This is a genomic window from Halomonas garicola (assembly GCF_055382465.1).
The window spans coordinates 1,299,760-1,324,965 of record NZ_AP043931.1; the positions used below are offsets into that span (position 1 = coordinate 1,299,760).

A 25,206-nucleotide genomic window follows, 5' to 3' on the forward strand; every position below is an offset into this window, starting at 1 on the left:
TATTCGTCGCCGTCATATTGCGCGTTTGCGGCGTACGGGTGAGCAAAAGGGAGAAACCTGGAATGGCAGATAACGGCGTAAACAAGGGCCGGCGCCGTTTCCTCGTCGGCGCCACCTCCGTAGTTGGAGCGGTGGGCGCTGTCGGGGTTGCGGTCCCCTTTGTGGCTTCTTGGCAGCCTAGTGCCAAGGCAAGGGCAGCCGGCGCCCCGGTTCAAGCGGATATTTCCAAGCTTGAAAAGGGGCAGCGGATGACGGTGGAGTGGCGCGGCAAGCCGGTATGGATCATCAACCGGACGTCGGAAATGATCGAGCGCACGGAAACGCTGGGCACTGACCGCCTGGCCGACCCGGACTCGATCGTGCCCCAGCAGCCTGAGTATATCGACGGCGCGCTGCGCTCGATCAAGCCCGAAATCGGCGTGCTGGTCGGTATTTGTACCCACCTGGGCTGTTCGCCCCTGTTCAAGCCGGAGCCCGACGCTGACGATGTCGGCACCGACAACTGGCCGGGCGGCTTCTTCTGCCCTTGCCACGGTTCCCGCTTTGATCTGGCCGGCCGCGTTTTTTCCAACGTGCCCGCGCCCACCAACCTGGAAGTGCCGCCGTATCGCTTCGATAGCGACGACATTATCGTTGTCGGCGAGGACAAGGAGACTGCCTGATGGGTAATCCACACAAGGCCAAGGCGGATCGCGGCGTCATGCGCTGGGTCGATGACCGCTTTCCCGCCACGCAGATGTGGCAAGAACATCTGTCGAAATACTATGCGCCGAAGAATTTCAACTTCTGGTATTTCTTCGGTTCGCTGGCGCTTCTGGTGCTGGTCAACCAGATCCTGACCGGCGTCTGGCTGACCATGAGCTACAACCCTACGGCCGAGGGCGCGTTTGCCTCGGTCGAGTACATCATGCGCGACGTCGAGTGGGGCTGGCTGATCCGCTACATGCACACCACCGGCGCCTCGGCGTTTTTCGTGGTGGTCTATCTGCACATGTTCCGCGGCATGCTGTACGGCTCCTATCGGGCGCCGCGCGAGCTGGTGTGGATCTTTGGCATGACCATCTATCTGGCGCTGATGGCGGAGGCCTTCATGGGCTACCTGCTGCCCTGGGGCCAGATGTCCTACTGGGGCGCCCAGGTCATCATCTCGCTGTTCTCCGCGATTCCCGCCATCGGGCCGGATCTGGCGCAGTGGGTGCGCGGTGACTTCCTGATTTCCGGTATTACCCTCAACCGCTTCTTTGCCCTGCACGTGGTGGCGCTGCCCATCGTTATCCTGGCGCTGGTCGTGCTGCACATTATCGCGCTGCACGAGGTGGGCTCGAATAATCCCGACGGCGTCGATATCAAGAAGAAGAAAGACGAGACCGGAAAGCCCCTAGACGGCATTCCCTTCCACCCGTACTACACGGTCAAGGACCTGGTCGGCGTGGCGGTCTTCCTGTTCGTCTTCTGCGTGGTGATCTTTTACTTCCCCGAAGGCGGCGGCTACTTCATCGAAAAGCCCAACTTCGAGCCGGCCAACCCGCTGCAGACCCCGGACCACATTGCCCCGGTCTGGTACTTCACGCCGTTCTACGCCATTTTGCGCGCGATCACCTTCTCGATCTTCGGGCTGGAAGCGAAGTTCCTGGGCGTGATCTTCATGGGCGGTGCCATTGCCGTACTGTTCGTGCTGCCGTGGCTTGACCGCAGTCCGGTCCTCTCCATCCGCTACAAGGGCTGGATCTCCAAGGTGATGCTGGCGCTGTTTGCCATCAGCTTTATCATACTTGGCGTTCTTGGCGTGATGCCGGTGAGCGCGGGGCGGACCATTCTCGCGCAGGTCTGTACCGTCATCTACTTTGCCTTCTTCCTGCTGATGCCGCTTTATACCCGGCTGGAGAAGACTAAACCCGTTCCGGAAAGGGTGACTGGCTAATGAAAAAGCAACTGTTTGCACTGCTCTTCGCGCTGCTGCCGGTAACGGCCATGGCAGCCGGCGGGGGGCTGCCGTACTCCATGGAGCCGGACCTGCACGACCAGGCGTCGCTGCAAAACGGCATGAAGCTCTACGTCAACTACTGCATGGGCTGCCACTCGCTTGAGCACCAGCGGTTCTCCCGTGCGGCGGAAGATCTGGATATCCCTCAGGCTCTGGTAGAAGACAACCTGGTGTTCTCGCCGGATCTGGCGTTCAACGACCAGATGCATAACGCCATGCAGGCCGATGACGGGGAAAACTGGTTCGGTGCGCCGCCGCCGGATCTGACCATGGAATCGCGCCTGCGCGGTCCCGACTGGATCTACTCCTACCTGCTGAGCTTCTATCGGGACGATAGCCAGTCGACCGGAGTGAACAACGCGGTGTTCGAGCTGGTCGCCATGCCCAACGTGCTGGAGCCCTTGCAGGGGGTGCAGGAGAGAATTTGTGCGGCCACGGACGAACCCGTTGAAGGGCAGTCGCCGGATCCGCTCACCGGCAAGTACCAGTCGTGCGACGTGCTGAGGGTGACTCAGCCGGGCGAGATGGAGCCGGACGAGTTCGAGGACGCGGTCTATGATCTGACCAACTTCCTGGCCTACGTGGGTGAGCCGTCCAAGCTCAAGGCCCAGGCGCTCGCGCCCAAGGTGCTGCTGTTCATTTTTATCCTGGGGATTATCTGCTACTTCCTCAAGCGGGAATACTGGCGTGATATTCACTAAGCCATGCTAGCCCCGTGAACCAGGGCGCACGACACCGTCGTGTGCCCTTTGTGTCTCAGGAGCCGGCTTGCCGGGCGTTTTCCCCAGAGACGCCGCGGCATGGTAGTATGACCTATTGACTTGAAGCGAGGATTGCTACATGGGTGTTGTGGCCAAACGGTCGTCGATGATTTTTTATTCCGGTACAGATGACCATTTCAGTCATCGGGTACGTATCGTGCTGGCCGAGAAGGGCGTGGCGGTGGATATCGTCGACGTAAGCGGCGAGCAGGCACCGGAGGAGCTTGCCGAGCTCAATCCTTATAACAGCGTGCCGACGCTTCTGGACCGCGACCTGGTGCTCTACGAATCCAAGGTGATGATGGAGTATCTGGACGAACGCTTCCCGCACCCGCCGCTGCTGCCGGTTTACCCGGTGGCGCGGGCGCAAAGCCGGCTGTGGATGCACCGCATCGAGCGCGAGTGGTGCCCGATGGTCGAGCGCATTCGTACCGGCAGCAAGAAGGAAGCGGACAAGGCGCGCAAGGAGCTGCGCGAAAGCCTGGTGGGCATATCGCCCATCTTCGAGGACATGCCGTTTTTCATGAGCGACGAGTTCACCCTGGTGGACTGCTGCCTGGCCCCGATCCTGTGGCGCCTGCCCGAGCTTAATATCGAACTGCCGGAAAAGCAGGTACAGCCGCTGATGGACTACATGTCGCGCGTGTTCGAGCGCGATGCCTTCAAGGCCTCGCTCAACGAGCGTGAAAAAGAAATACGTGCCTGAATGCACACCGGCCCCGTCAACCCGGCAATGTGCCCCTAATGCCGCGAAAGGAGAGCGACAATGACGCGTTCCAGCCGCCCCTATCTTGCCAGAGCCCTGTATGAATGGCTGCTGGACAACGAGCTGACACCCTACCTGGTGGTGGATGCAACCCGCCCGGGTGTGGAAGTGCCCGAACAGCTGGTGCAAAACGGCCAGATCGTGCTCAACGCCTCGCCTACGGCGGTGCGTGACTTCTTCATGGAAAATCAGGCCATCGGCTTTAGCGCGCGTTTTTCCGGCGAGCCGATGCAGATCATGATCCCCATGGAGGCGCTGATTGCGGTGTATGCCCGGGAGAACGCGGCCGGCATGGTGTTTGGCCATGAGCCTGACCTCGCGGCGCTGGACGAAGAGGCCGCCGACGAGCCGGGCCAGGACGCCCCCAAGGGCGACGCCAAGGCGCCGGCGCTGACGTCGGTTACCGATAGCGGCGACGACGCGCAGAAAGGCGAAAAGGACGAAGACAAGTCGTCCGACCGCGCCGGCAACGGCAGCAAAAGCGGCGAGGCTGCCAAAAAGCGGCCCTCGCTGCGCGTGGTTAAATAGCGCTGGTGAAACACTAGGGTGTGTTAACAATCATTAGTTTCGTTTAAACTGATTTAGTATTCATAGATTTTGGTGGGCCATGAGTCGGTTGAAGTTACGCGATGATCAGTGGGAGCGAATCGAGCACCTGCTCCCCGGCAAAGCCTCAGACTGTGGGGTAACTGCCAAGGACAATCGCCTGTTCGTGGAAGCCGTGCTCTGGATCGCTCGGACCGGCGCCCCGTGGCGTGATCTTCCCGAATCTTTTGGGCGCTGGCACACCGTCTACATGCGGTATAACCGTTGGTCACGAAAGGGCGTTTGGCAGCGTATTTTTGACACAGTAGCCGACGATCCCGATCTAGAGCAGCTGATGATCGACGGTAGCATCGTCAGGGTGCACCAGCATGGAGCGTCAAAAAAAACACGCAAGACGTCGAAGCCATGGGCAAATCTCGAGGCGGATTGAGCACCAAAATTCATGCCGCAGTCGATGCGTTAGGTAACCCAGTACGATTGGTTCTCACACCGGGCCAGGCGTCGGAGTATGGTGCTGCTCCCGCTCTACTGGAAGGTTTTTCCCCGCAAGCGGTGCTGGGCGACAAGGGGTATGACTCCACTGCTCTGCGGGACATGATTCAGGCCGCAGGTGCCGAGCCGGTGATTCCTCCGAAAAAGAATCGTTTGGCGCGCATTGAAGTAGACTGGCACTGTTACCAAGATCGCAATCTGGTGGAGAGGTTCTTTCAGAAAATCAAGAAGTTCCGGCGGTTATCTACACGCTATGAGCGACTGGCAAGAAACTACCAGTCACTCCTCTGCCTCGTGTCAGCCGCCATATGGCTGGCCTAATTGTTAACGCCCCCTAGGTCCAGCGAAAAACAGGTCCGGCGAAAATAGACCCGGCGAAACGCAAAACGCCTCGGCAGCAGCCGAGGCGTTTTTTTTGCGTGGCGTGAGGCCGGCCTAGTTGGCTGCGGTACTTCCATCCAGATACTCAAAGACCTTCACGATACGCTGCACGCCGGACACCCCGGATACCGCGGCGACAATGCGCTCGGCTTCCTGGCGCGAGACGATGCCCATCAGGTAGACGCTGGCGTTTTCCGTGGTGACCTTGAGCTTTGACGAGTCGATATGATCGTTGGTGGCAAGCTGGCTCACCACGTTGGTGGTCAGCCAGGTATCGGTAAGCCGCTGGCTGGCGGGCAGGCGGGCGGCGACGGTGAGCTCGTTGTGCACGGTCTCCACGCCTCGCAGCTGCTCGGCCACCTGGGCGGCCTTTTTCTGCAGCTCTTCGCTTGGCACCTGGCCGACCAGCAGCACCCGGCCGTTGTAGCTGTGGGCGCGAATGCGGGCATCGCCGAGCCGGGCGTCAGCCTGGTCCAGCGACTTTTCCACCTGATCTTCGATGGTGGCATCCACGGCCTTGACGTCGCCTGCGCGCTGGCCGTACTGGGACTGGTTGGTGGCTGAGCTGGTGGCGCACCCGCCAAGCAGCAGCAGGCCGCCGGTGAGCAGTGCCGCGGCGCAGGCGCGCGGCGTGGCGAATGAGCGCAGCGTGGCGGCAAAGGCGTTTAACATGGGTGTTGGCTCCCGGTAGTCAGAAGAGTTTCAAGGGGAAAAGCGCTCGCCCAGCGAGAATACCGCGCTGCGCGGCAGAGCGATAGCCGGGCGCGGCCGAAGGCGGCTCAGGCGCCGCCGAACAGCTGTTCATCGATCAGATCGCAAAGGCAGTGAATGGCCAGCAGGTGGACTTCCTGGATGCGCGCGGTGGAGGTGGCCGGCACGCGGATTTCGCAGTCGTCCTGGCTCAGCAGCGCCGCCATGTCACCGCCGTCGCGGCCGGTGAGCGCCACCACGGTCATCTCCCGGTCGTGGGCGGCCTGAATGGCCTGGACGATATTGGCCGAGTTGCCGCTGGTGGAAATCGCCAGCAGAATGTCGCCGGGCTGGCCCAGCGCGCGAATCTGCTTGGAGAACACCTCGTTGTAGCTATAGTCGTTGGCAATGGAGGTAAGCGTTGACGAGTCCGTGGTCAGGGCCAGCGCCGGCAGGCTCGGGCGTTCGCGCTCGAAGCGATTCAAAAGCTCCGAGGAAAAGTGCTGGCTGTCGCCGGCGCTGCCGCCGTTGCCGCAGGCAACGATCTTGCCCTCGTTGACCAGGCTTTGCACCATCATCTGGCTTGCGACCTCGATGAAAGGCGGCAGCACTTCGCTTGAGTAGGTCTTGGTGTCGATACTTGAGTTGAAGTGATCGAGTATGCGGGTCTGAAAATCCATTGGGCGTCCTGTTTGCGAAGACCGTTTTTGCCGAAAACGGTGTGGATCAAAAGGCGTCAAAGGCGGCCTGAACCCATTCAAAAGTCAGCGCCGGAGGCGTCCCGAGGACGGCAAGAATATCAAAACGGCAGGGGCCTGGGTGCGGCTCCCGGGCCAGATACGTGCGCGCCGCCTTGATCAGGCGGCGCTGTTTCTGTGCGGTAACGGTTTCCAGCGGATGGCCGTAACGCGTGGTTTCCCGGTGTTTTACCTCGACAAATACCAGGGTGTCGCCGTCCCGCATGACCAGATCCAGCTCGCCGCCTTTGGCATGCTGGTTGCGCCCCACAAGCGAAAGCCCCCGCTGTTCGAGCCAGCGGGCGGCCAGGCCTTCGACGGCGCTACCGCGCGCCCGCGCCGTTTGCGGACGGTTATTCACCGCCCGACAGGCCGGACGACAGAATGGCGCTGGGCACGCCGTTTTTGAACTGCGCCCAGGGCAGCCTGCGGTAAATGCGCCCGTCGGCGGTCAGGTAAAGCTGCCCGGTAGCGCCCTGGAAGTTCTGCAGGGCATTGATGTCGGCCAGCCGGATGCCGGCTTCGTAGGCATCCACGCCCATGGCCAGCAGCCGGAACATGGAGGCGTCGGCGTCGTCGCTCAGCGCCCGGTAGCTGTCGTAGAAGGGCAGGGCCTCTTCACCGCCGACGGCGGCGTCGGGAATCTGCCAGGGGATATCGACGAAGTTGATACCGTCGAGGTTCTTGTCCTGGCGCGGCTGGTCAATGCCTTCGTGCAGGTGCGAGGTGGCATACGTCGGCAGCTCGGAGGCGTAGTAGTAGTCCAGCAGCGACGGCACCTGGCGGGCGTATTCGGGCACCGCGAGCAGGAAAAGCCCGTCGATGCTGTCCAGGCGCGCGCGTTCGCCGCTGACGCTGAGCGCCTTTTTCACCGCGTTGTTGGCGTTGCCCTCGGGGTTATAGCGAATGGCGTTGGCGACGCTTCCGCCCTCATTCTGCCAGGCGTCAAGGAAGGCCTCGCCGACGCGCTGGCCCCAGCTGTTGTCCGGCACCATCAGCGACATCTGCCGGTGGCCCTCTTCGCTTGCGCGTTTGGCTACCTGGCGTGCCTCGTCTTCGGCAGAGAGGCCGTACTGAAACAGCTGCTTGGCCTGGTTATGTTCGCTCTCGCCGTAGTTGAGGGCAAGCGTGGGCAGCGGCACGCTTCCGCGCTGCTCGAGCCGAGTGACGCGATCCTTGGACAGAGGGCCGATGACGATTTGGGCGTCCATGGCCTGGGCGCGGTCGTAAAGCTCGCTTAGAGACGCCTCTGAGGTGTCAAAAAAGCGCAGGCTGGTGCTGTCTCCGGAGACGTCCTGATGGGTCTGGATGGCGTCTTTCAGGGTGTCGGCCACGCTGCTCAGGGGGCCGGATTCCGGGAGGAAGACGGCGATGCGCTCGACCCGGCGGCCGGCGAGCCCGGGGATGGCAAGGCTTTCAAGATCCGGCTGGTCAAGCGCCTCGCGCGCCCAGCGGCGCCGCTCGATCAGGGTCTTTTGCTGATCCGACGACATGGCCAGCTCGTCGTCCAGCACCCGGGCCGCCCGGCTAACGGCGCGGGGCTGCTCAAGCGCCCGGCCGAGCTCCGAGTGAAGCATCGCCCAGCGCACGCGGTCGTCCTCGGCAAGCGCGCTTTCGTCGAGATTGTCGGTAATCTCGTAGGCGCGCTGGCGGTTGCCCTGGCGCGCCACGATGTGCGCCGCTTCCAGGCGGGTGCGGGCAGCCTCTGCCGGGGACTGGCTTTCGGCCTCGCCCATCAGCTGGCCGACGTCGCGGTCGGAGGCGCGGTCTACCACGCTCGGGGAGGACGGTTGCTGGGTGGCGCAGCCTGCCAGCAGCAATGCCGTGAGCGCAGTGGCCAGCAGGCCACGAGATATCGGTTTCATGTATCCTTCCTTCGTTGGTATTGGCGCGGATGCGTCGCTTGCGGCATTGGCTCGCTGATACGGCGGAGAGTCATCGTGATGCGATGCCCGAGATATCAGGCCCAAGGCTACAATGGCGCGCCGCGTATCGCCAGAGCGAGCCGGTAAACCAGCTAATACGTCAGCCATAATGAACCGGGAGTCACGATGACACAGAGGCGTACGGGCATATTGTACGTGGTAGCTACACCCATTGGGAACTTGGACGACCTGAGCGCGCGGGCAACGCAGGTGCTTGGCCAGGTCGCCCGGGTGGCCGCCGAGGACACCCGCCACAGCAGCCGCCTGCTCGGGCATCTGGGCATCAGCGTGCCGATGCTGTCCCTGCACGAGCATAACGAGGCCGCGCGGGTGGCACAGCTGACGCAGTACCTGGCCGCCGGCGAGGATATTGCCCTGATCAGCGATGCGGGCACGCCGCTGATCAGCGATCCCGGCTTTTTGCTGGTGCGCGAGCTGCGCGCGCTGGACTATCCGGTGGTGCCGATACCCGGCCCGGCGGCGCTGATTACCGCGCTGAGCGCTGCTGGGCTACCCACGGACCGCTTTCGCTTCGGCGGCTTTTTGCCGGCCAAGCCCGGCGCCCGCAAGCAGGCGCTCGAGGCGCTTCGCGAGCGCGACGAGACGCTGGTGTTCTACGAGTCGCCGCACCGTATCGGGCACACCCTCGACACCCTGGGAGAGGTGATGCCCGAGCGCCGCACGGTGCTGGCCCGGGAGCTGACCAAGACGTTCGAGACGTTTTTGTCCGGCACGCCGGCGGAGCTTGGCGAGCGGCTGCAACGCGACGCCAACCAGGCCCGGGGCGAGTTTGTCATCATGGTAGAGGGCGCCGCCCCCGCCACCGATAACGAGTGCCGGGAAGTGTCGGCCGGGGCGCTGCTGGCGGCGCTTCTGGCGGAAGGCGTGGGCGTCAAGCAGGGTGCGGCGCTGGCGGCGCGTCTGCTGGGCGGGCGCAAGAAGGACTGGTATGCGCGCTTGCAGGCGCTCAAGGAGGCCTGAGCGCGCCGGCGGCGGATAACGCCAGATGGCGATTGAGGCCGGGCGGGCGCGCTGGTATGCTTGCCCGCGGAGTTGGCCAGGCAGCCGCTGCCGCGCTTGCGCGGGGGAGGAAAGTCCGGGCTCCACAGGGCAGAGTGCCAGGTAACGCCTGGGCGGCGCGAGCCGACGGAAAGTGCAACAGAGAGTAGACCGCCGGGCCTTGCGAGGCCGGTAAGGGTGAAAGGGTGCGGTAAGAGCGCACCGCACGGCTGGTAACAGCGCGTGGCACGGTAAACCCCACTCGGAGCAAAACCAAATAGGAACCCGACGGCGTGGCCCGCGCTGGGTTCGGGTAGGTTGCTTGAGCGCTGCGGCGACGCAGCGCCTAGAGGAATGGCTGTCCACGACAGAACCCGGCTTATCGGCCGACTCCCCCCATCAAGCGCAGGGCGCCAGCGCGTCCTTGCCCGCTAACCCGGTTGACAGTTCTATGCGCGAGCGTCACAAGTCCTTACCCGATGCGGCCCCGGAAGCCGAGGCTTTTCGCCATGCAAGCGTTTTGCTGGACGGCGCCGTGGAGACTCTGGTGCATAAGGCAGACGGCGTGTATCTGGACGGCACCTTTGGCCGCGGCGGACACTCCCGCGCCATTCTTCAGCGCCTCGGCCCGGCCGGGCGCCTGCTGGCCATGGACCGCGACCCCCAGGCCATCGAAGCCGCCGGCGAGATCGACGACGCGCGCTTTCACATCACCCGCCAGGCGTTTGCCGAGCTCGGCGATTTTGCCCGGGAGCAGGGCGTTGACGGCAAGCTCTCCGGCGTGCTGCTGGACATCGGCGTCTCGTCGCCCCAGCTGGACGACCCCGAGCGCGGCTTTAGCTTCATGCGCGACGGCCCGCTGGACATGCGCATGGATCCCACCCGGGGCGAAAGCGCGGCCGAGTTTCTCGCCCGGGCAAAGGAGGCGGATATTGCCCACGTCTTCAAGGCCTACGGCGAAGAGCGCTTTGCCAAACGCCTGGCGCGTGCCGTCGTCACCCGGCGCAAGGAGGCGCCGTTTACCCGCACGGTGGACCTGGCCGAGGTGCTGAAAACCGCCCATCCGGCCTGGGAAAAAGGCCGGCACCCGGCGACCAAGGCTTTTCAGGGGCTGCGGATTTACCTCAACGGCGAGCTCGATCAGCTCGACGCCGCTCTGGACGCCGCCCTCGAGGCGCTGGCGCCGGGAGGCCACCTGGTGGTGATCAGCTTTCACTCGCTGGAAGATCGCCGGGTCAAACGCTTCATCCGCCACCACGTGCGCGGCGACACCCACGTGCCCCGGGGCATGCCGCTGCGCGACGACCAGCTCAACCGCCGCCTCGAGTCGCTGGGCAAGGCGCAGCGCGCCGGTGCCGACGAAGTGGCCGGCAACCCGCGAGCGCGCAGCGCGGTGATGCGTGCCGCGCGCAAGCGAGAGGCATGATGGCCAGGCAGGTCACGCCGAGGCCGCCGCACGTCCGGCGCCGGAAAGGGCCGAGCCAGTGGCTGAAGCGCGCCGAGCGGCCGTTTTCGCTGCGCGCCTGCCTGCGCCCGGGGACGCTGCTGGTGGCCGGGCTAATGGCGGCGTGCCTGCTCAGCGGCCTGGCCGTTGTGGGCATGACCCATGAGACCCGCGCCCAGTACGCCAAGCTGCAGACCCTGGAGCAGGAAAAAAATCAGCTGAATACCGAATGGGGCCGGCTGCTCCTGGAAGACGGCGCCTGGTCAACGCCTGCCCGCATCGAAAAAATTGCCACGGAGCGACTGGATATGCGCATCCCCGATGTCCACGATGTCGAGGTCATTGCCCCGTGAGCGCCAGGCATTCGCGCGGTCGGCCCGCTTCGGCGTCGGTAGCGCCGCCGCTCGCCCGGTGGCGCTTTGGCTTTGTCCTGCTGGGGATCGCCGCGGTGGCGGCGGTGCTGATCGGGCGGATCACCCTGCTGCAGGTGATTGACCGGCCGTTTTTGCAAAGCCAGGGCGACGCCCGCACCCTGCGCCACGAGGCCATTCCGGCCCACCGGGGCATGGTCACCGACCGCTACGGGGAGCCGCTTGCCATCTCGACGCCGGTGGTTACGCTCTGGGCCAACCCCCAGGAGCTGCCCGAAGACCCGGTCAGGCGGGTGATGCTCGCCCAGGCGCTGGGCATGAGCCTGTTTGATCTCGACGCCCGGATTGCCCGCTACGGCGAGCACGAATTCATGTACCTGCGCCGTCAGATGACGCCCCGGGCGGCCCAGGAAGTCCTCGACCTGCGCGTGGCCGGGGTCTATTCCCAGCAGGAATACAAGCGCTACTATCCCGCGGGCGAAGTCGCCGCCCAGCTGATCGGCGTGACCGACGTGGACGATGCCGGGCAGGAGGGGCTCGAGCTTGCCTACCAGCCGTACCTCTCGGGCCGCCCCGGCCAGCGGCGTATTATCCAGGACCGTCGCGGGCGCCTGGTGCGCGAGCTCGGCGTGGTGCGCGAAGCCCAGCCCGGCGGTGACCTGACGCTCGCCATCGACCAGCGCCTGCAGTACATGGCCTACCGCGAGCTGCGCGCCGCGGTGGAAGACAACGACGCCACCGGCGGCTCGCTGGTGATGCTCGATTCGCGCACCGGCGAAGTGCTGGCCATGGTCAACCTGCCCTCCTACAACCCCAACAACCGCGCCGGGCTCGACCCCGGCGGGCTGCGCAACCAGGCGCTGGTGGACGTCTTCGAACCCGGCTCGGTGGTCAAGCCGCTGGCGATGTCGACGGTGCTCGAGCAGACGGGCTTCACCCCCGACACGGTGATGGATACCGCGCCCGGCTGGATGCGTATCGACGGCTATACCATTCGCGACTTTCGCAACTACGGCGAGCTTAGCCTGACCAACGTGCTGGTCAAGTCGTCGAACATCGGCATGTCGCGCCTGGCGCTTGAGCTTGACGACACAGCCATCTGGGAGCGCTATAACCAGCTGGGCTTTTCCCACAGCCCGAGCACCGGCTTCCCCGGCGAGGCCGGCGGCAACCTGCCCGACACCGTGAACTTCTCGCGCAGCGAGCGCGCTTCGCTGGCCTACGGCTACGGGCTTTCGGTCTCGGCCGTGCAGCTGGCAAGCGCCTTTACCGCCATTGCCAATCACGGCCAGCGTATGCCGCCGTCGCTGCTGAAGCTCGACGAAGCGCCGCCCGGCGAGCCGGTCATCGAACCGGCGGTCGCGGATGAGCTGATGGAGATGCTGGAAGCGGTGGTCGCGCCGGGTACCGGCGGCCGCCGCGCCCGGGTCGAAGGCTACCGGGTGGCGGGCAAGACCGGCACCGTGCGCAAGACCGGCCAGAGCGGCTACGACGAGGACGCCTATCGCAGCGTCTTTGTGGGCATCGCCCCGGCCTCCGAGCCGCGCATCGTCACCGCGATAATGATTGATCACCCCAAGGCCGGGGAGTTTTACGGCGGCGCCGTGGCCGCGCCGGTGTTTTCCGACGTTGCCGGCAACGCGCTGCGGCTGCTGGACGTGCCGCCCGATGCCGATGAGTCGTCGTCATGAGGACGAGCCGCCACCGATTAAGGAGACAGCATGACGCTTAGCGCAAGCGATCTGATTGAGGCACTCAAGAAAGTCTGGCCCGTCAGCGATATCTCAGGCGTGGCGCAGCATCTTCCCGAGCCGGTGCAGCTGCGCACCGATTCGCGCCGGGTGGCGGCGGGCGAGGTGTTCGTCGCCGTGCCCGGCAGCTCGGCCGACGGCCGGGATTTTGTCGACCGGGCCCTGGAGGCCGGCGCGGCGCTGGTGCTCAGCCACACCGACGACGCAGAGGCGGCGCTTAACGGGCGCGTATTGACGCTGCCGCATCTGGCATCGCGCCTGGGCGAGCTGGGTCGCAAGCTTTATGCCGTACCCGACACGCTCGAAGTCATCGCCGTCACCGGCACCAACGGCAAGAGCTCGGTGACGCACTACGTGGCCGCGCTGAGCGAAGCGCTGGGTACCCCGGCCGGGGTGGTCGGCACCCTGGGTGCCGGGCGCATCGGCGCCCTTGCCGATACCGGGCTGACCACGCCGGGGACGCTCGAGCTACAGGCCGCACTTGGCAACATGGCTCGGCAAGGGGTCAAGCGCGTCGCGCTGGAGGCGTCGTCCCACGCCCTGGATCAAGAGCGCCTCGACGGCCTCAGCGTCAAGGCCGGGGTGTTCACTAACCTGAGCCGAGACCATCTGGACTATCACGGCAGCATGGCCGCCTACGCCGCGACCAAGGCCAGGCTGTTTCGCCGCCCTGAGCTTGCGCTTGCGGTGGTCAACGCCGACGACGCCCTGACGCGGCTGATGCTTGCCGGCTGCGGCGAGGGCGTGCGCGTGCTGGCCACCGGCCGGGACGAGGCGGTAACGCTGCGGGTGCTCGAGTGCTCGCTCCACGCCGCCGGGCAGCAGGCGCTGATTGCCACCCCCGACGAGGAAAAGGTGCTCTCGCTTGGCCTGATGGGGCGCTTCAACCTGGATAACGTCCTGCTGGCCATGGCCGTGCTTTACGGGCTGGGCAAGCCGCTGGACGCGCTGGTCGAAGCGGCCGCCCGCCTGCAGCCGGTGCCCGGGCGCATGGCGCTTTACCGCACCGCCGGGGCGCCCAGCGTGGTGGTCGACTATGCGCATACGCCGGGGGCGCTTGAGAGCGCGCTGACGGCGCTGCGCGCCCACCTGGGCAGCGCCGGGCAGCTGTGGTGCGTGTTCGGCTGCGGCGGCGACCGCGATCGCGGCAAGCGCGCGCCCATGGCTAGGGCGGCCGAGGCGGGGGCGGACCGCTGCGTGGTCACCGACGACAACCCGCGCAGCGAGTCTCCGGCGGTCATCCGCCAGGGCATCGTGGCCGGGTTCGAGGATTCGTCCGCGGTGCTGGATATCGGCGAGCGCCGCCGGGCCATCGCCGAAGTGATCGCCCGGGCCGATGCCGATGACGTGGTGCTGATAGCCGGCAAGGGGCACGAGGCCTACCAGGAAATCGACGGCGTGCGCCATGCCTACCTGGACGGCGACGAAGTCGAGCGCGCGCTTGCCGCCCGGAGCCAGTCATGACGCTGCTGACCGCAGGCCGCGTGGCCCGGGCCGTGGGCGGCGAGCTTGCCGGGGCGGCAGCGGACCTGCCCCTTGGCCGCGTGGTGACCGATACCCGCGCCCCGGCGCCGGGGACTCTGTTCGTCGCGCTTGCCGGGGAGCGCTTCGACGGTCACGACTTTGTGGCCGAGGCGCGGGAGCAGGGCGCCGCCGCTGCCCTGGTCGAACGTCCCGTTGACGACGCGCTGCCCCAGATCGTCTGCGCCGATACCCGCCTGGCGTTGGGGCTTTTGGCCCGGGCGTGGCGGCGCGGCTTTGGCTGCCCGCTGGTGGGCGTCACCGGCAACAGCGGCAAGACCACGGTCAAGGAGCTTTTGACCGAGCTGCTGGCGCCGCTGGGGCCGGTGCACGCCACCCGGGGCAACCTGAACAACGACATTGGCGCGCCGCTGACGCTTTTGGGGCTCGAGGCCGAGCACCGCGCGGCGGTGGTGGAGCTTGGGGCCAATCACCTGGGTGAAATTGCCTGGACGACCCGGCTGGCGATGCCCGCGGTTGCCGTGGTGACCAACGTCACCGGGGCCCACGTGGGCGAGTTTGGCGGCATGGGGCAGATTGCCCAGGCCAAAAGCGAGATTTTCCAGGGCTTGCCGCCGGACGGCGTGGCGGTGCTCAATCGCGACGATCCCTACTATGCGTTTTGGGCGTGCTGCGCCGCGCCGGCGGCGGTGTCGAGCTTTGGCCTGCATCCCCAGGCCGACGTCCAGGCCCGGGCGCTTTCCTGGGATGCCCAGGGGCGTTATGCTTTCACGCTCGCCGTTGGCGGCAGCGCCGTCGGCGAGGTTCGCCTCAGGCTTTGCGGGCAGCACAACGTCAGCAACGCTTTGGCAGCGGCGGCGGCCGCCCTGGCGCTGGGCGTCAGTGCCTCTGCAGTGGTGGACGGGCTGTGCCGGGCGCAGGCGCTTGAGGGAAGGCTCAGCGTGCTGCCCGGCGTGCGCGATACCGCGCTGCTGGACGATTCGTACAATGCCAACCCCGGCGCGGTAAAGGCAGCGCTTGATACCCTGGCGCGCTTCCCCGGGCCGCGCTGGTGCGCGCTTGGCGCTATGGGCGAGCTTGGCGAGGCGTCCGACGCGCTGCACGCCGAAATCGGCTGTCACGCCGCCGAGCTGGGCATTGAGGCCCTTTATACCCTGGGCGGGGCGGCAAGGCCTGCGAGTACGGCGTTTGCCGACGCCGCCGGCGGAGATAGTCGGCATGGCGGCAGCCGGCATTTTGATAATTACGCCGCGCTGGAAGATCATCTCCGGCGCGCGCTGCCCAACGGGGCGAGCCTGCTGGTCAAGGGCTCTCGGAGCGCAGGCATGGAGCGGCTGGTTGCCGCCCTGCGCATGAACCAACACTAAGGTAAGCGCCGTTCATGTTACTTCATCTGGCGAATTTTCTGGCGCAGTATCAAAGCGCCTTTCAGGTTTTCAACTATCTGACGCTGCGCGTCATTCTGGGGGCGCTCACCGCCTTGCTGCTGTGCCTGTGGCTGGGCCCCTGGGTTATTCGCCGGCTGGTAGAGGGCCAGATCGGCCAGGCCGTGCGCGACGACGGCCCGCAGTCGCACCTGTCCAAGGCGGGAACGCCGACCATGGGCGGGGTGATGATGCTGATAGCAATTGCCATCAGCACCCTGGTCTGGGGTGACCTGACCAACCACTACGTGTGGGTGGTGCTGGGCGTCACCCTGGGCTTTGGCACCATCGGCTGGATCGACGACTACCGCAAGGTGGTAGAGAAGAACCCTCGGGGCCTGCCGGCCAGGTGGAAGTATTTCTGGCAGTCGGTGATCGGGCTGGGGGCGGCCTGCATTCTCTATTTCACCGCGGCAAGCGCGGTGGAAATCAGCCTGCTGCTGCCCATGGTCAAGGGCGTGATGCTGCCCCTGGGCGCCTTTTTTATCGTGCTCAGCTACTTTGTCATCGTCGGCAGCTCCAACGCCGTTAACCTGACCGATGGGCTCGACGGGCTTGCCATCATGCCTACCGTGCTGGTGGCCATGGGCCTGGCGATATTCGCCTACGCCAGCGGCAACGCGGTATTTGCCGACTATCTGCACATGCCCTTTATTGCCGGCACCGGGGAGCTGGCGGTGTTTTGCGCCACCATCGCCGGGGCGGGGCTCGGGTTTCTGTGGTTCAACACCTACCCCGCCCAAGTGTTCATGGGCGACGTCGGCTCACTGGCGCTGGGGGCGGCGCTCGGCGCGGTGGCGGTGGTCATACGCCAGGAGTTTGTGCTCTTTATCATGGGCGGCATCTTCGTCGTCGAGACGCTCTCGGTGATCCTCCAGGTGGGCTTTTACAAGCTCACCGGGCGGCGCATCTTCCGCATGGCGCCGCTTCATCATCATTACGAGCTCAAGGGCTGGCCGGAGCCGCGCGTTATCGTGCGCTTCTGGATCATCACCGTAGTACTGGTGCTGCTGGGGCTTGCCACGCTCAAGGTCCGCTGACGGAGGGGATGCATGACAGCTGTTCCGCGCGGCACAACGCTGGTCGTCGGGTTGGGGCTTTCCGGCCGCGCGATCTGCCGCCATCTGGCCCGCTTGGGGGCGCCCTTCATGGTCGCCGATACCCGCTGGGCGCCGCCGGGGCTGGAGGCGTTTCGCCAGGCGCACCCGGGCGTTGCCGTACACTGCGGCCCGCTTGAAACGCTGGACATGAGCGCGGCCGAGGAAGTGGTGCTGAGCCCCGGCGTTGACCCGCATGCCCCGGCGTTTGCCGGCCTGGTTGAAGCGCACAATCCGGCCACCGGCAAGCCGCGGCTGATCGGGGAAATAGCGCTTTTCTGCCGCGCCGCGCGCGGGCGAGTGGCGGCGGTGACCGGCTCCAACGCCAAGTCCACGGTGGTGACCCTGCTTGGCGAGATGGCCGCCGAGGCCGGCGTGCGGGTGGCCGTGGGCGGCAACCTGGGCACGCCGGCGCTGGACCTGCTGGCCGCAAGCCCCGAGGCCGAGCTTTACGTGCTGGAGCTTTCCAGCTTTCAGCTGGAGACCACGCCGCGGCTCAACGCCGAGTGCGCGGCGTTTCTCAACCTAAGCGAAGACCACCTCGACCGCCACGGCGATATGGCGGCCTACCGCGCCGCCAAGCAGCGCATTTTTGCCGGCGTCCGCCGCGCCGTAGTCAACGGCGACGACGCCGATACCTGGCCGGCGGCGCCGTACGCGCTGGCCGATCGCCAGGTCGTGCGCTTCGGCGTTACGCCGCCGGAAGGAACGAACTGGGGCCTTGCCCGGCGCGGGGGCCGCACCTGGCTGGTTCAAGGGGCAGACCCTTGGCTTGCCGCCGACGAGATGGGTCTTGCCGGGCGGCACAATCAGCAAAACGCCCTGGCGGCGCTGGCTATGGGCCAGATACTGGGGCTGGCCCCGGCGGCCATGACGGCGGTGCTGCGCCGCTTTGCCGGCCTTGCCCACCGCAGCGAAACCGTGGCTTCGGTGAACGGCGTGCTCTGGGTGAACGATTCCAAGGGCACCAACGTAGGGGCGACCCTGGCCGCGGTGAACGGCCTGGGGCCCACCCTTGACGGCAGGCTTGTGCTGCTCGCCGGGGGCGAGGGCAAGGGCGCCGATTTTACCCCGCTGACTGAGCCGCTGGCCGCCTATGCGCGCGGCGTGATGCTTTACGGCGCCGACGCCGGCCGCCTGGCCGAGGCGCTCGGCGACCGGGTGCCGGTCAGGCGCTTTGCCGACCTGGCGGACGCCACCCGCGCCGCCGCGGCGCTGGCCGCCCCCGGCGACTGCGTGTTGCTTTCGCCGGCCTGCGCAAGCCTTGACCAGTTTACCGACTATCGGGCGCGCGGCGACGCCTTTTGCCGGCTGGCCGAGCAGCTCAAACAGGACGCCGGATACGGAGTAAGCGCGCCATGAAACACCGCGTCAAGCGCCTGCGCGAAGCGCTCGATACCCGGCAGATGCCGTGCGACGTCTGGCTGCTGCTGGTGACGCTATTGCTGGCCGGTCTGGGCTGGGTGATGGTCAGCTCGGCCTCGGTCGAGCTTGTTGACGACAGCTACCGCTATGCGCTTCGCCACGGCGTGTTTTTGCTCGCAGCGATACTGGCGGCAGCGCTCATGGTCAGCCTGCCCCTGGAGCTATGGCGCCAGAATGCCGGCATGATCCTCGCTCTGAGCCTGGTATTGCTGGCGCTGGTGCTGCTGGTGGGCCAGGACATCAACGGCAGCAAGCGCTGGATTGCGCTGCCCGGGCCTCTGCCCAGCCTGCAGGTGTCCGAGGTGGGTAAGGTCGGCCTGGTGTTCTACATGGCGGCGTTCATGGCGCGCTTTGCCGAGCCCCTGCGCACGCGGATGTTCACCCTGTTACGCCCGCTGGCGGTGCTGGCGCTGCCGGCGGGGCTTTTGTTCGCCGCGCCGGACTTTGGCGGCATGGTGGTTTATACGGTCTGCGTGGTGGGCATGCTGATGATGGCCGGCGCCTCGCTGGTGCTGCTGGTGGGGGCCGGAGGGCTGCTCACCGCCGGCGCCACGCTGATGGTAGCGATGGAGCCTTACCGGCTGGCGCGGTGGACGAGCTTTCTTGACCCCTGGGCCGATCAGTTTGCCACCGGCTACCAGCTCACCCAGGCGCTGATTGCCTTCGGCCGCGGCCACGTTACCGGCACTGGCCTGGGCAATAGCATCCAGAAGCTGCACTTTTTGCCCGAGGCGCATACCGACTTTATCTTTGCGGTGATCGCCGAAGAGCTGGGCATGCTGGGGGCGGTGATCGTGGTGCTGCTGTTTACGCTGCTCATCGTGCGCGCCATGCTGGTCGGCCGGCGGGCGGAGCTTGCCGGTCACCTGTTCGCCGCCTACATGAGCTACGGCATCGGCTTCATTATTGCCGCCCAGGCGTTTATCAACATGGCGGTGAGCTCGGGGCTGCTGCCAACCAAGGGGCTGACGCTGCCGCTGATCAGCTACGGCGGCTCGAGCCTGCTGGTGACCGGGGTGATGATCGGCCTTCTGCTGCGTGCCGATCACGAAACCCGGCACTCGCCTCGACGTACACCGACGCCGGCCCGCGAGCGCCGGCAGCCACGCCTTTAACAGGGACCGTCCGGCCCGCCTTTTGCGGGCCTGCCATTATCAGGGAGCCGCGCGTGTCGCAACCAACCCCTCAACGTGTTTTGATCATGGCCGGTGGGACCGGCGGCCACGTGATTCCTGCGCTGTCGCTCGCCCGGGCGCTGGCGGCCCGGGGCGTGACGGTGGAGTGGCTGGGCAGCCCCCGCGGCATTGAAAACCGCCTGGTGCCCGAGGCGGGCTTCCCGCTGCATCAGCTGCGCATCGGCGGGCTTCGCGGCAACGGCCTGGCGGGCTGGCTGAAGGCTCCGTTCAACCTGACCCGGGCGGTCTGCCAGGCGCGCCGGGTGGTGCGCCGCTTTAACCCCCAGCTGGCGGTGGGGCTGGGCGGCTTTGCCAGCGGCCCCGGGGGGCTTGCCGCGAGGCTATGCGGCGTGCCGCTGATGATTCACGAACAAAACGCCGTCGCCGGGTTGACCAACCGCGTGCTGTCGCGCCTTGCCGGGCATACCTACGCGGCGTTTCCCCAGGCGTTTGGCGAGCGGGCCACAGTGGTGGGTAACCCGGTGCGCGACGACATCGCCGCGCTTGGCGAAGTGCCGCGCAGTGCCCGGGAGATGCAAACAAGACGGCTGCGGCTTCTGGTCGTGGGCGGCTCGCTGGGCGCCGTGGCGCTTAACGAACGCCTGCCCGAGGCGCTTGCCGAGCTGGACGAAGCGGCGCGCCCGGAGGTTTGGCACCAGGCCGGGCAAAACCGCGACGAGGCCACGCGCGATGGCTACCGGCGGCGGGGCGTCGAGGCCCGGGTCAGCGCCTTCATCGACGACATGGCGGCGGCCTACGACTGGGCCGATGTGCTGGTCTGCCGGGCCGGCGCGCTCACCGTGGCCGAGCTCGCCGCGGCGGCGAAGCCGGCGCTTTTCGTGCCGTTTCCCCACGCCGTCGACGATCATCAGCGGCACAACGCCCAGGTGCTGGTCGAGGCCGGCGCGGCGCGCTGCATGGTTCAGAATGACCTGACCCGAACAAATCTGGCGCAGGCGCTTGCCGAGCTCTTGTCCGCTGAGGTGCTGGCCGACATGGCCGCCCGGGCGCGGCAGGCGGCGCATCTGGATGCCACCGAGCAGTTAATGCAAGGCTGTCTACGCCTTGCCCGGAAGGAGAAAGTGCGTGACTGAGTGGACAGACAATGCCGGGTCCGAGGCGCGCAAGCGCCCCCGGGGGCCGGGTATGCGGCGTATCCGGCGCCTGCATTTTATCGGCATCGGCGGTGCCGGCATGTGCGGTATCGCCGAGGTGCTGGCCAACCAGGGCTATTGCGTCAGCGGCAGCGACGTCAAGGTGACGCCGGTGGTGGAGCGCCTGCGCGAATGCGGCGTCAGCGTGAGCCTGGGCCACGCCCGAGAAAACGTTGAGGGGGCCGACGTGGTGGTGGTGTCCAGCGCCGTGGACGACGCCAATCCGGAAATCGTCTGGGCCCGGGATAACCGGGTGCCGGTGGTGCGCCGGGCGGAAATGCTCGCCGAACTGATGCGCTTTCGTCACGGTATCGCGGTGGCCGGCACCCACGGCAAGACCACGACCACCAGCCTCACAGCGACGCTGCTCGCCGAGGGCGGGCTGGACCCGACCTTTGTCATCGGCGGCAAGCTCACCAGCGCCGGCACCAACGCGCGCCTGGGTGAGGGCGACTACCTGGTGGCCGAAGCGGACGAGTCCGACGCCTCGTTTCTGCATCTGCAGCCGCTGGTGTCGATTGTGACCAATATCGACGCCGACCATATGGCCACCTACGGCAACGACTTCGAACAGCTGAAGGGCACCTTCCTCGAGTTTTTGCACAACCTGCCGTTTTACGGCCTGGCCGTGCTGTGCCTGGACGACCCCCAGGTGCGCGAGCTGAGCCCGCATCTTCAGCGCCACTTTGTCACCTACGGCTTTGACGCCGACGCCGACTATCGCATCGTGGATTTTGTCCAGCAGGCCGGCGAAGTGCGCTTTACCGCGCTGCGCCCGGAAGGCGCGCCGCTGGATATACGCCTGGCCATGCCCGGGCGACACAACGCGCAAAACGCCATGGCCGCGATTGTGGTGGCAAGCGATGCCGGCGTCAGCGACGCGGCGATTCTGCGCGGCCTTGCCGGCTTTGCCGGCGTCGGCCGACGCTTTCAGGTGCACGGCGACTATCCGCTGCCCGGCGGCGGGGACCCGGTGATGCTGGTGGACGACTACGGCCATCACCCCCGGGAAGTGGAGGTCGGCATCCGCGCGGTGCGCGACGGCTGGCCCGAACGGCGGCTGGTGATGCTCTATCAGCCGCACCGCTATAGCCGCACGCGGGATCTGTACGACGACTTCGTGCGCGTGCTCTCGGGGGTGGACACGCTGCTGCTGCTGGACGTTTACAGCGCCGGCGAAGCGGTTATCCCCGGAGCCGACGGCCGAGCGCTGGCGGGTTCGCTGCGCCAGCGCGGCGAGGTCGACCCGCTGTTTATCGAACATAAAAGCGAGCTGCCGGGGCTGCTGGCCAACGTGCTGCGCCCCGGCGATATCCTGATAACCCAAGGGGCCGGGGACATCGGCGGCATTGCCCAGCGCCTGGCCCGGGCCGAGCTGCTGCTTGACGAGGTGACACTGTGAATCAACCCCTGACGTCTGATACCGCCACGCCGGGCGCGCCCGCGGCTTCCGCGCCGCCGGTGGTAGTGATCTATGGCGGCACCTCTGCCGAGCGCGAGGTGTCGCTTGCAAGCGGGGCGGCGATACTCGCCGCCCTCAAGCGCAGCGGCGTCGAGGCCGTGGGCTACGACCCCTACGACCACGGCCTTGTCGGCCTTGAGCGGCTGGCGCCGTCCACGGTGTTTATTGCGCTGCACGGCCGCGGCGGCGAGGACGGCTCGCTGCAGGGTGCGCTCGAGCTACTGGGCATTCCCTATACCGGCAGCGGCGTGCTGGCCTCGGCGCTGGGCATGGACAAGGAGCGTACCAAGCAGATCTGGCAGGCGCTCGACCTGCCCACGCCGGAAAGCATCATGCTGAACGGCGCCGCCGACTGGCAGGCGGTGGCCGATCGGCTGGGGCTGCCGCTGATCGTCAAGCCGGTACACGAGGGCTCCACACTTGGCATCAGCATCGTCGCAAGCGTCGCCGAGCTTGAGGCCGCGTATCACGAAGCCGCGCGCTTTGATGCCCGGGTCATGGCCGAGCGTTTTATCCAGGGCGACGAATATACCGTATCGATCCTTGGCGACCGCGCGCTGCCGGCGATCCGGGTCGAGGTGCCGGGCGGCTTTTACGACTACGAAGCCAAGTACCTGTCCGACACCACGCAGTATCATCTGCCCTGCGGGCTCGATGACGCCGGCGAAGCCGAGCTTGCCGGGCTTTGCCAGAAGGCGTTTGCGGCGATCGGCGGGGCCGGCTGGGGGCGCGTTGACGTCATGCGCGACGCCCGGGGGCGCTTCTGGCTGATCGAGGTCAACACCGTGCCGGGCATGACCGACCACAGCCTGGTGCCCCAGGCCGCGGCCCACACGGGCATGGACTTTGACCGGCTGGTGCTCGAGATTCTGGCAACCGCCGGGCATGTGAGGCAGGATGCAGAAGCGTAACGCCTGGCTTGGCCTTGTGCTGCTGGCGCTGATGCTCGGCGCCGGCGGCCGGGCGCTGTGGCTGTGGCTGGATACCCCGGTCGAGCGCGTCTCGGTGCGCGGCGACTGGGACTACGCCAACGCCGACTACCTGCGGGGCCAGCTGGCGCCGCTGGTGCGCGATACCCGCTGGCTGTCGGTGGATCTCGCCGAGCTGCGCCGGGCGGCGCTGGAGATTGGCTGGGTCAAGGAGGTGCGGGTGTCGCGCCAGTGGCCCGATGCGCTGGCGTTCGAGCTGGTTGAGCAGACGCCGGTCACGCGCTGGAACGATGACCAGCTGCTCAACGCCGAAGGGGCGCCCTTCGTCTTTGCACCGCTTGCCGCGCCGGACGGGCTGCCCGACCTGGCAGGGCCGGAAGGCAGCAGCAAGGAAGTGCTGGCCTATTACCGCACGCTGGACAAGCGCCTGGGCACGCTTGATCTGGCTCTTGATCAGCTGCGCCTCGAGCCCCGGGGCGCCTGGCGGCTGCAGCTTGATGACGGCGCCTGGATCATGCTTGGCCGCCGCCAGCACGACGCCCGCCTGGCGCGGCTGATGGCCTCCTGGCAGCACGAGCTAGAGCGGTACGCCGGGGCGATCCGCTATATCGATCTGCGCTATCCCAACGGCGTTGCCGTCGCCTGGCACGGCGACTCGCCCAAGGCCGACGACGCTGAAACGGACGATTCGCCCTGAGCGGCGGCTTAACCGGTAAGCGGTTGCCAACGGTGCAAATACTGTGCTCGGGGTTTAATTTCTGTATGGTTCTCAGTATTGTGGCGCCTGATAGTCGTTATACCATCTTTATTCCGATATTATAACGTCCGACAAGTCTGTCCCGCGACCCGGTGTCATCAAGGCACGACAGCTTACTTACGTATTCCAAGGTTACAAGGAGATCACCCGGCTCATGGCAGGCTCATCCAGTGCATCCAGCATGGTGGTCGGGTTGGACATCGGAACGTCCAAGGTCGTTGCGATTGTCGGCCAGCCCACCGACGACGGTGGCATCGAGATTGCCGGGATCGGTTCCCACCCCTCGCACGGCATGAAGCGCGGCGTGGTGATCAATATTGAATCCACGGTGCAATCCATCCAGCGCGCCGTGGAGGAAGCTGAACTGATGGCCGGTTGTGATATACACTCGGTTTATGTGGGGATTGCCGGCAGTCACATCAGCTCCATGAACTCCGACGGCGTCGTTGCCATCAAGGAGCGCGAGGTCAGCACCTCGGATATCGATCGCGTGATCGATTCGGCCCGGGCGCGCGCCGTGTCCGAGGGCCAGCGCGTGCTCCACGTGCTGCCCCAGGAGTTCTCGATCGACGCCCAGGGCGGGATCCGCGAGCCGCTGGGCATGTCGGGCGTGCGCCTTGAAGCTCAGGTACACCTGGTCACCGCCGCTGCCAACGCCGTACAAAATATCGAAAAGTGCGTGCGCCGCTGCCATCTGGACGTGGACGCCACCATCCTTGAGCAGCTGGCATCCAGCATGGCCGTGCTCACCGAAGACGAGCGCGAGCTCGGGGTGTGCATGGTCGATGTGGGCGGCGGCACCACCGACATGGCGATCTTTACCGAAGGCGCCATCCGCCATACCGCGGTGATCCCCATTGCCGGCGACCAGGTCACCAACGACATCGCCATGGCGCTGCGTACGCCGACCCAGCACGCCGAAGAAATCAAGGTCAAATACGCCTGCGCCCTGACCGAACTGGCGGCCAGCGATGAAATGATCAAGGTCCCGAGCGTGGGCGATCGCCCCTCCCGGGACCTGTCACGCCAGGCGCTGGCCGAGGTCGTCGAGCCGCGCTACGAAGAGCTCTATACCCTGGTTCGGGAAGAGCTTCGTCGCAGCGGCTACGAGGACATGGTCGCGGCCGGCATTGTCCTTACGGGCGGAACGTCACGGATGGAAGGGGCAAGCGAGCTTGCCGAAGAGATCTTCCACATGCCCGTGCGCATTGCCTGTCCGCAGAACGTGAAAGGGCTGGCCGACGTCGTGCGCAACCCGATTTATGCCACAGGCGTCGGCTTATTGCACTACGCTTTGCAGGAAGCGCAGCACGGCCGCAGCCAGCAGGCGCATGCCGGCGTCGTTACCGCGCCTTCCGGACGCGGCGACAAGAGCAAGGACGCCGCCGCCGAAACACCGCTTACGCGAATCAAGGGCTGGTTCAAGAGAAATTTCTGACAGGGTCGCAGACGCG

The 25,206-nt window shown here is 66.1% G+C and carries 24 protein-coding genes and 1 other RNA gene; 21 read left to right on the forward strand and 4 right to left on the reverse strand.

Annotated features, from left to right (window positions below; all coding sequences use genetic code 11):
* The first annotated feature begins 62 nt into the window (after positions 1-62).
* From petA to ACZ46Y_RS06430, 6 genes are all read left to right on the forward strand, one after another.
* Positions 63-662, forward strand: coding sequence for a ubiquinol-cytochrome c reductase iron-sulfur subunit (petA, locus tag ACZ46Y_RS06405; RefSeq protein WP_311955121.1), 600 nt, complete (start codon positions 63-65; stop codon positions 660-662).
* Positions 662-1,921, forward strand: coding sequence for a cytochrome b (locus ACZ46Y_RS06410; protein ID WP_311955124.1), 1,260 nt, complete (start codon positions 662-664; stop codon positions 1,919-1,921). Before petA ends, ACZ46Y_RS06410 begins: the two co-directional genes overlap by 1 nt.
* Positions 1,921-2,685 carry a cytochrome c1 gene (locus tag ACZ46Y_RS06415; RefSeq protein ID WP_311955127.1) on the forward strand — a complete coding sequence of 255 codons (765 nt, stop codon included), beginning with the start codon at positions 1,921-1,923 and terminating at the stop codon, positions 2,683-2,685. The genes ACZ46Y_RS06410 and ACZ46Y_RS06415 overlap by 1 nt, the downstream gene beginning before the upstream one ends.
* A gap of 139 nt (positions 2,686-2,824) precedes the next feature.
* The gene (gene sspA / locus ACZ46Y_RS06420) at positions 2,825-3,451 is read left to right on the forward strand and encodes a stringent starvation protein SspA (protein WP_311955130.1); all 627 of its coding nucleotides are present in this window, start codon (positions 2,825-2,827) and stop codon (positions 3,449-3,451) included.
* A 60-nt stretch (positions 3,452-3,511) separates the two neighbouring features.
* On the forward strand, positions 3,512-4,039 hold the full coding sequence (locus ACZ46Y_RS06425) for a ClpXP protease specificity-enhancing factor (protein WP_311955132.1): 528 nt from the start codon (positions 3,512-3,514) through the stop codon (positions 4,037-4,039).
* A 79-nt stretch (positions 4,040-4,118) separates the two neighbouring features.
* A protein-coding gene (locus tag ACZ46Y_RS06430; protein WP_407650536.1) for an IS5 family transposase occupies positions 4,119-4,870 on the forward strand; the annotation gives its coding sequence in 2 pieces (ribosomal slippage) (positions 4,119-4,434 and positions 4,434-4,870; 753 coding nt in all).
* A 114-nt stretch (positions 4,871-4,984) separates the two neighbouring features.
* On the opposite strand, the gene ACZ46Y_RS06435 is transcribed toward ACZ46Y_RS06430, so the two are convergent.
* From ACZ46Y_RS06435 to ACZ46Y_RS06450, 4 genes are all read right to left on the reverse strand, one after another.
* The gene (locus ACZ46Y_RS06435; RefSeq protein ID WP_311953541.1) at positions 4,985-5,602 is read right to left on the reverse strand and encodes a BON domain-containing protein; all 618 of its coding nucleotides are present in this window, start codon (positions 5,600-5,602) and stop codon (positions 4,985-4,987) included.
* Between the two features lie 107 nt (positions 5,603-5,709).
* The gene (locus ACZ46Y_RS06440) at positions 5,710-6,300 is read right to left on the reverse strand and encodes a phosphoheptose isomerase (protein ID WP_311953546.1); all 591 of its coding nucleotides are present in this window, start codon (positions 6,298-6,300) and stop codon (positions 5,710-5,712) included.
* 46 nt (positions 6,301-6,346) lie between these two features.
* The gene (locus ACZ46Y_RS06445; protein ID WP_311953552.1) at positions 6,347-6,718 is read right to left on the reverse strand and encodes a YraN family protein; all 372 of its coding nucleotides are present in this window, start codon (positions 6,716-6,718) and stop codon (positions 6,347-6,349) included.
* Positions 6,711-8,222 carry a penicillin-binding protein activator gene (locus ACZ46Y_RS06450; protein WP_311953556.1) on the reverse strand — a complete coding sequence of 504 codons (1,512 nt, stop codon included), beginning with the start codon at positions 8,220-8,222 and terminating at the stop codon, positions 6,711-6,713. Before ACZ46Y_RS06450 ends, ACZ46Y_RS06445 begins: the two co-directional genes overlap by 8 nt.
* A 186-nt stretch (positions 8,223-8,408) precedes the next feature.
* On the opposite strand from ACZ46Y_RS06450, the gene rsmI reads away from it, so the two are divergent.
* From rsmI to ftsA, 15 genes are all read left to right on the forward strand, one after another.
* Positions 8,409-9,263, forward strand: a complete 855-nt coding sequence (gene rsmI, locus ACZ46Y_RS06455) for a 16S rRNA (cytidine(1402)-2'-O)-methyltransferase (protein ID WP_311953560.1) — start codon at positions 8,409-8,411, stop codon at positions 9,261-9,263.
* Between the two features lie 68 nt (positions 9,264-9,331).
* Positions 9,332-9,679: RNase P RNA component class A (gene rnpB, locus ACZ46Y_RS06460), an RNA gene on the forward strand.
* Positions 9,680-9,732: 53 nt separating this feature from the next.
* Positions 9,733-10,707, forward strand: a complete 975-nt coding sequence (gene rsmH, locus ACZ46Y_RS06465) for a 16S rRNA (cytosine(1402)-N(4))-methyltransferase RsmH (protein WP_311953565.1) — start codon at positions 9,733-9,735, stop codon at positions 10,705-10,707.
* Positions 10,707-11,078, forward strand: a complete 372-nt coding sequence (gene ftsL / locus ACZ46Y_RS06470) for a cell division protein FtsL (RefSeq protein WP_376717571.1) — start codon at positions 10,707-10,709, stop codon at positions 11,076-11,078. The genes rsmH and ftsL overlap by 1 nt, the downstream gene beginning before the upstream one ends.
* Positions 11,075-12,787, forward strand: coding sequence for a peptidoglycan D,D-transpeptidase FtsI family protein (locus tag ACZ46Y_RS06475; protein WP_311953571.1), 1,713 nt, complete (start codon positions 11,075-11,077; stop codon positions 12,785-12,787). Before ftsL ends, ACZ46Y_RS06475 begins: the two co-directional genes overlap by 4 nt.
* A gap of 30 nt (positions 12,788-12,817) precedes the next feature.
* Positions 12,818-14,311, forward strand: a complete 1,494-nt coding sequence (locus tag ACZ46Y_RS06480; protein WP_311953573.1) for a UDP-N-acetylmuramoyl-L-alanyl-D-glutamate--2,6-diaminopimelate ligase — start codon at positions 12,818-12,820, stop codon at positions 14,309-14,311.
* Entirely contained in the window at positions 14,308-15,696 is a 1,389-nt protein-coding gene (locus tag ACZ46Y_RS06485; protein ID WP_311953576.1) for a UDP-N-acetylmuramoyl-tripeptide--D-alanyl-D-alanine ligase, read from the forward strand. Before ACZ46Y_RS06480 ends, ACZ46Y_RS06485 begins: the two co-directional genes overlap by 4 nt.
* 14 nt (positions 15,697-15,710) lie before the next feature.
* Positions 15,711-16,793 carry a phospho-N-acetylmuramoyl-pentapeptide-transferase gene (gene mraY, locus ACZ46Y_RS06490; protein ID WP_311953579.1) on the forward strand — a complete coding sequence of 361 codons (1,083 nt, stop codon included), beginning with the start codon at positions 15,711-15,713 and terminating at the stop codon, positions 16,791-16,793.
* Positions 16,794-16,805: 12 nt separating this feature from the next.
* A complete protein-coding gene (gene murD / locus ACZ46Y_RS06495; RefSeq protein ID WP_311953585.1) occupies positions 16,806-18,212 on the forward strand; it encodes a UDP-N-acetylmuramoyl-L-alanine--D-glutamate ligase in 1,407 nt (468 codons plus the stop codon).
* Positions 18,209-19,390, forward strand: a complete 1,182-nt coding sequence (ftsW, locus tag ACZ46Y_RS06500) for a putative lipid II flippase FtsW (protein ID WP_311953588.1) — start codon at positions 18,209-18,211, stop codon at positions 19,388-19,390. The genes murD and ftsW overlap by 4 nt, the downstream gene beginning before the upstream one ends.
* Before the next feature lie 53 nt (positions 19,391-19,443).
* A complete protein-coding gene (murG, locus tag ACZ46Y_RS06505; RefSeq protein ID WP_311953590.1) occupies positions 19,444-20,544 on the forward strand; it encodes an undecaprenyldiphospho-muramoylpentapeptide beta-N-acetylglucosaminyltransferase in 1,101 nt (366 codons plus the stop codon).
* Positions 20,545-20,596: 52 nt separating this feature from the next.
* Positions 20,597-22,006, forward strand: a complete 1,410-nt coding sequence (gene murC, locus ACZ46Y_RS06510) for a UDP-N-acetylmuramate--L-alanine ligase (protein WP_311954010.1) — start codon at positions 20,597-20,599, stop codon at positions 22,004-22,006.
* 8 nt (positions 22,007-22,014) lie between these two features.
* A complete protein-coding gene (locus ACZ46Y_RS06515; protein ID WP_376717572.1) occupies positions 22,015-22,977 on the forward strand; it encodes a D-alanine--D-alanine ligase in 963 nt (320 codons plus the stop codon).
* Entirely contained in the window at positions 22,964-23,692 is a 729-nt protein-coding gene (locus tag ACZ46Y_RS06520; RefSeq protein WP_311953596.1) for a cell division protein FtsQ/DivIB, read from the forward strand. The genes ACZ46Y_RS06515 and ACZ46Y_RS06520 overlap by 14 nt, the downstream gene beginning before the upstream one ends.
* A 214-nt stretch (positions 23,693-23,906) precedes the next feature.
* Complete coding sequence (gene ftsA, locus ACZ46Y_RS06525) at positions 23,907-25,190, forward strand: cell division protein FtsA (protein WP_311953599.1); 1,284 nt, start codon at positions 23,907-23,909, stop codon at positions 25,188-25,190.
* The last annotated feature ends 16 nt before the right edge of the window (positions 25,191-25,206 follow it).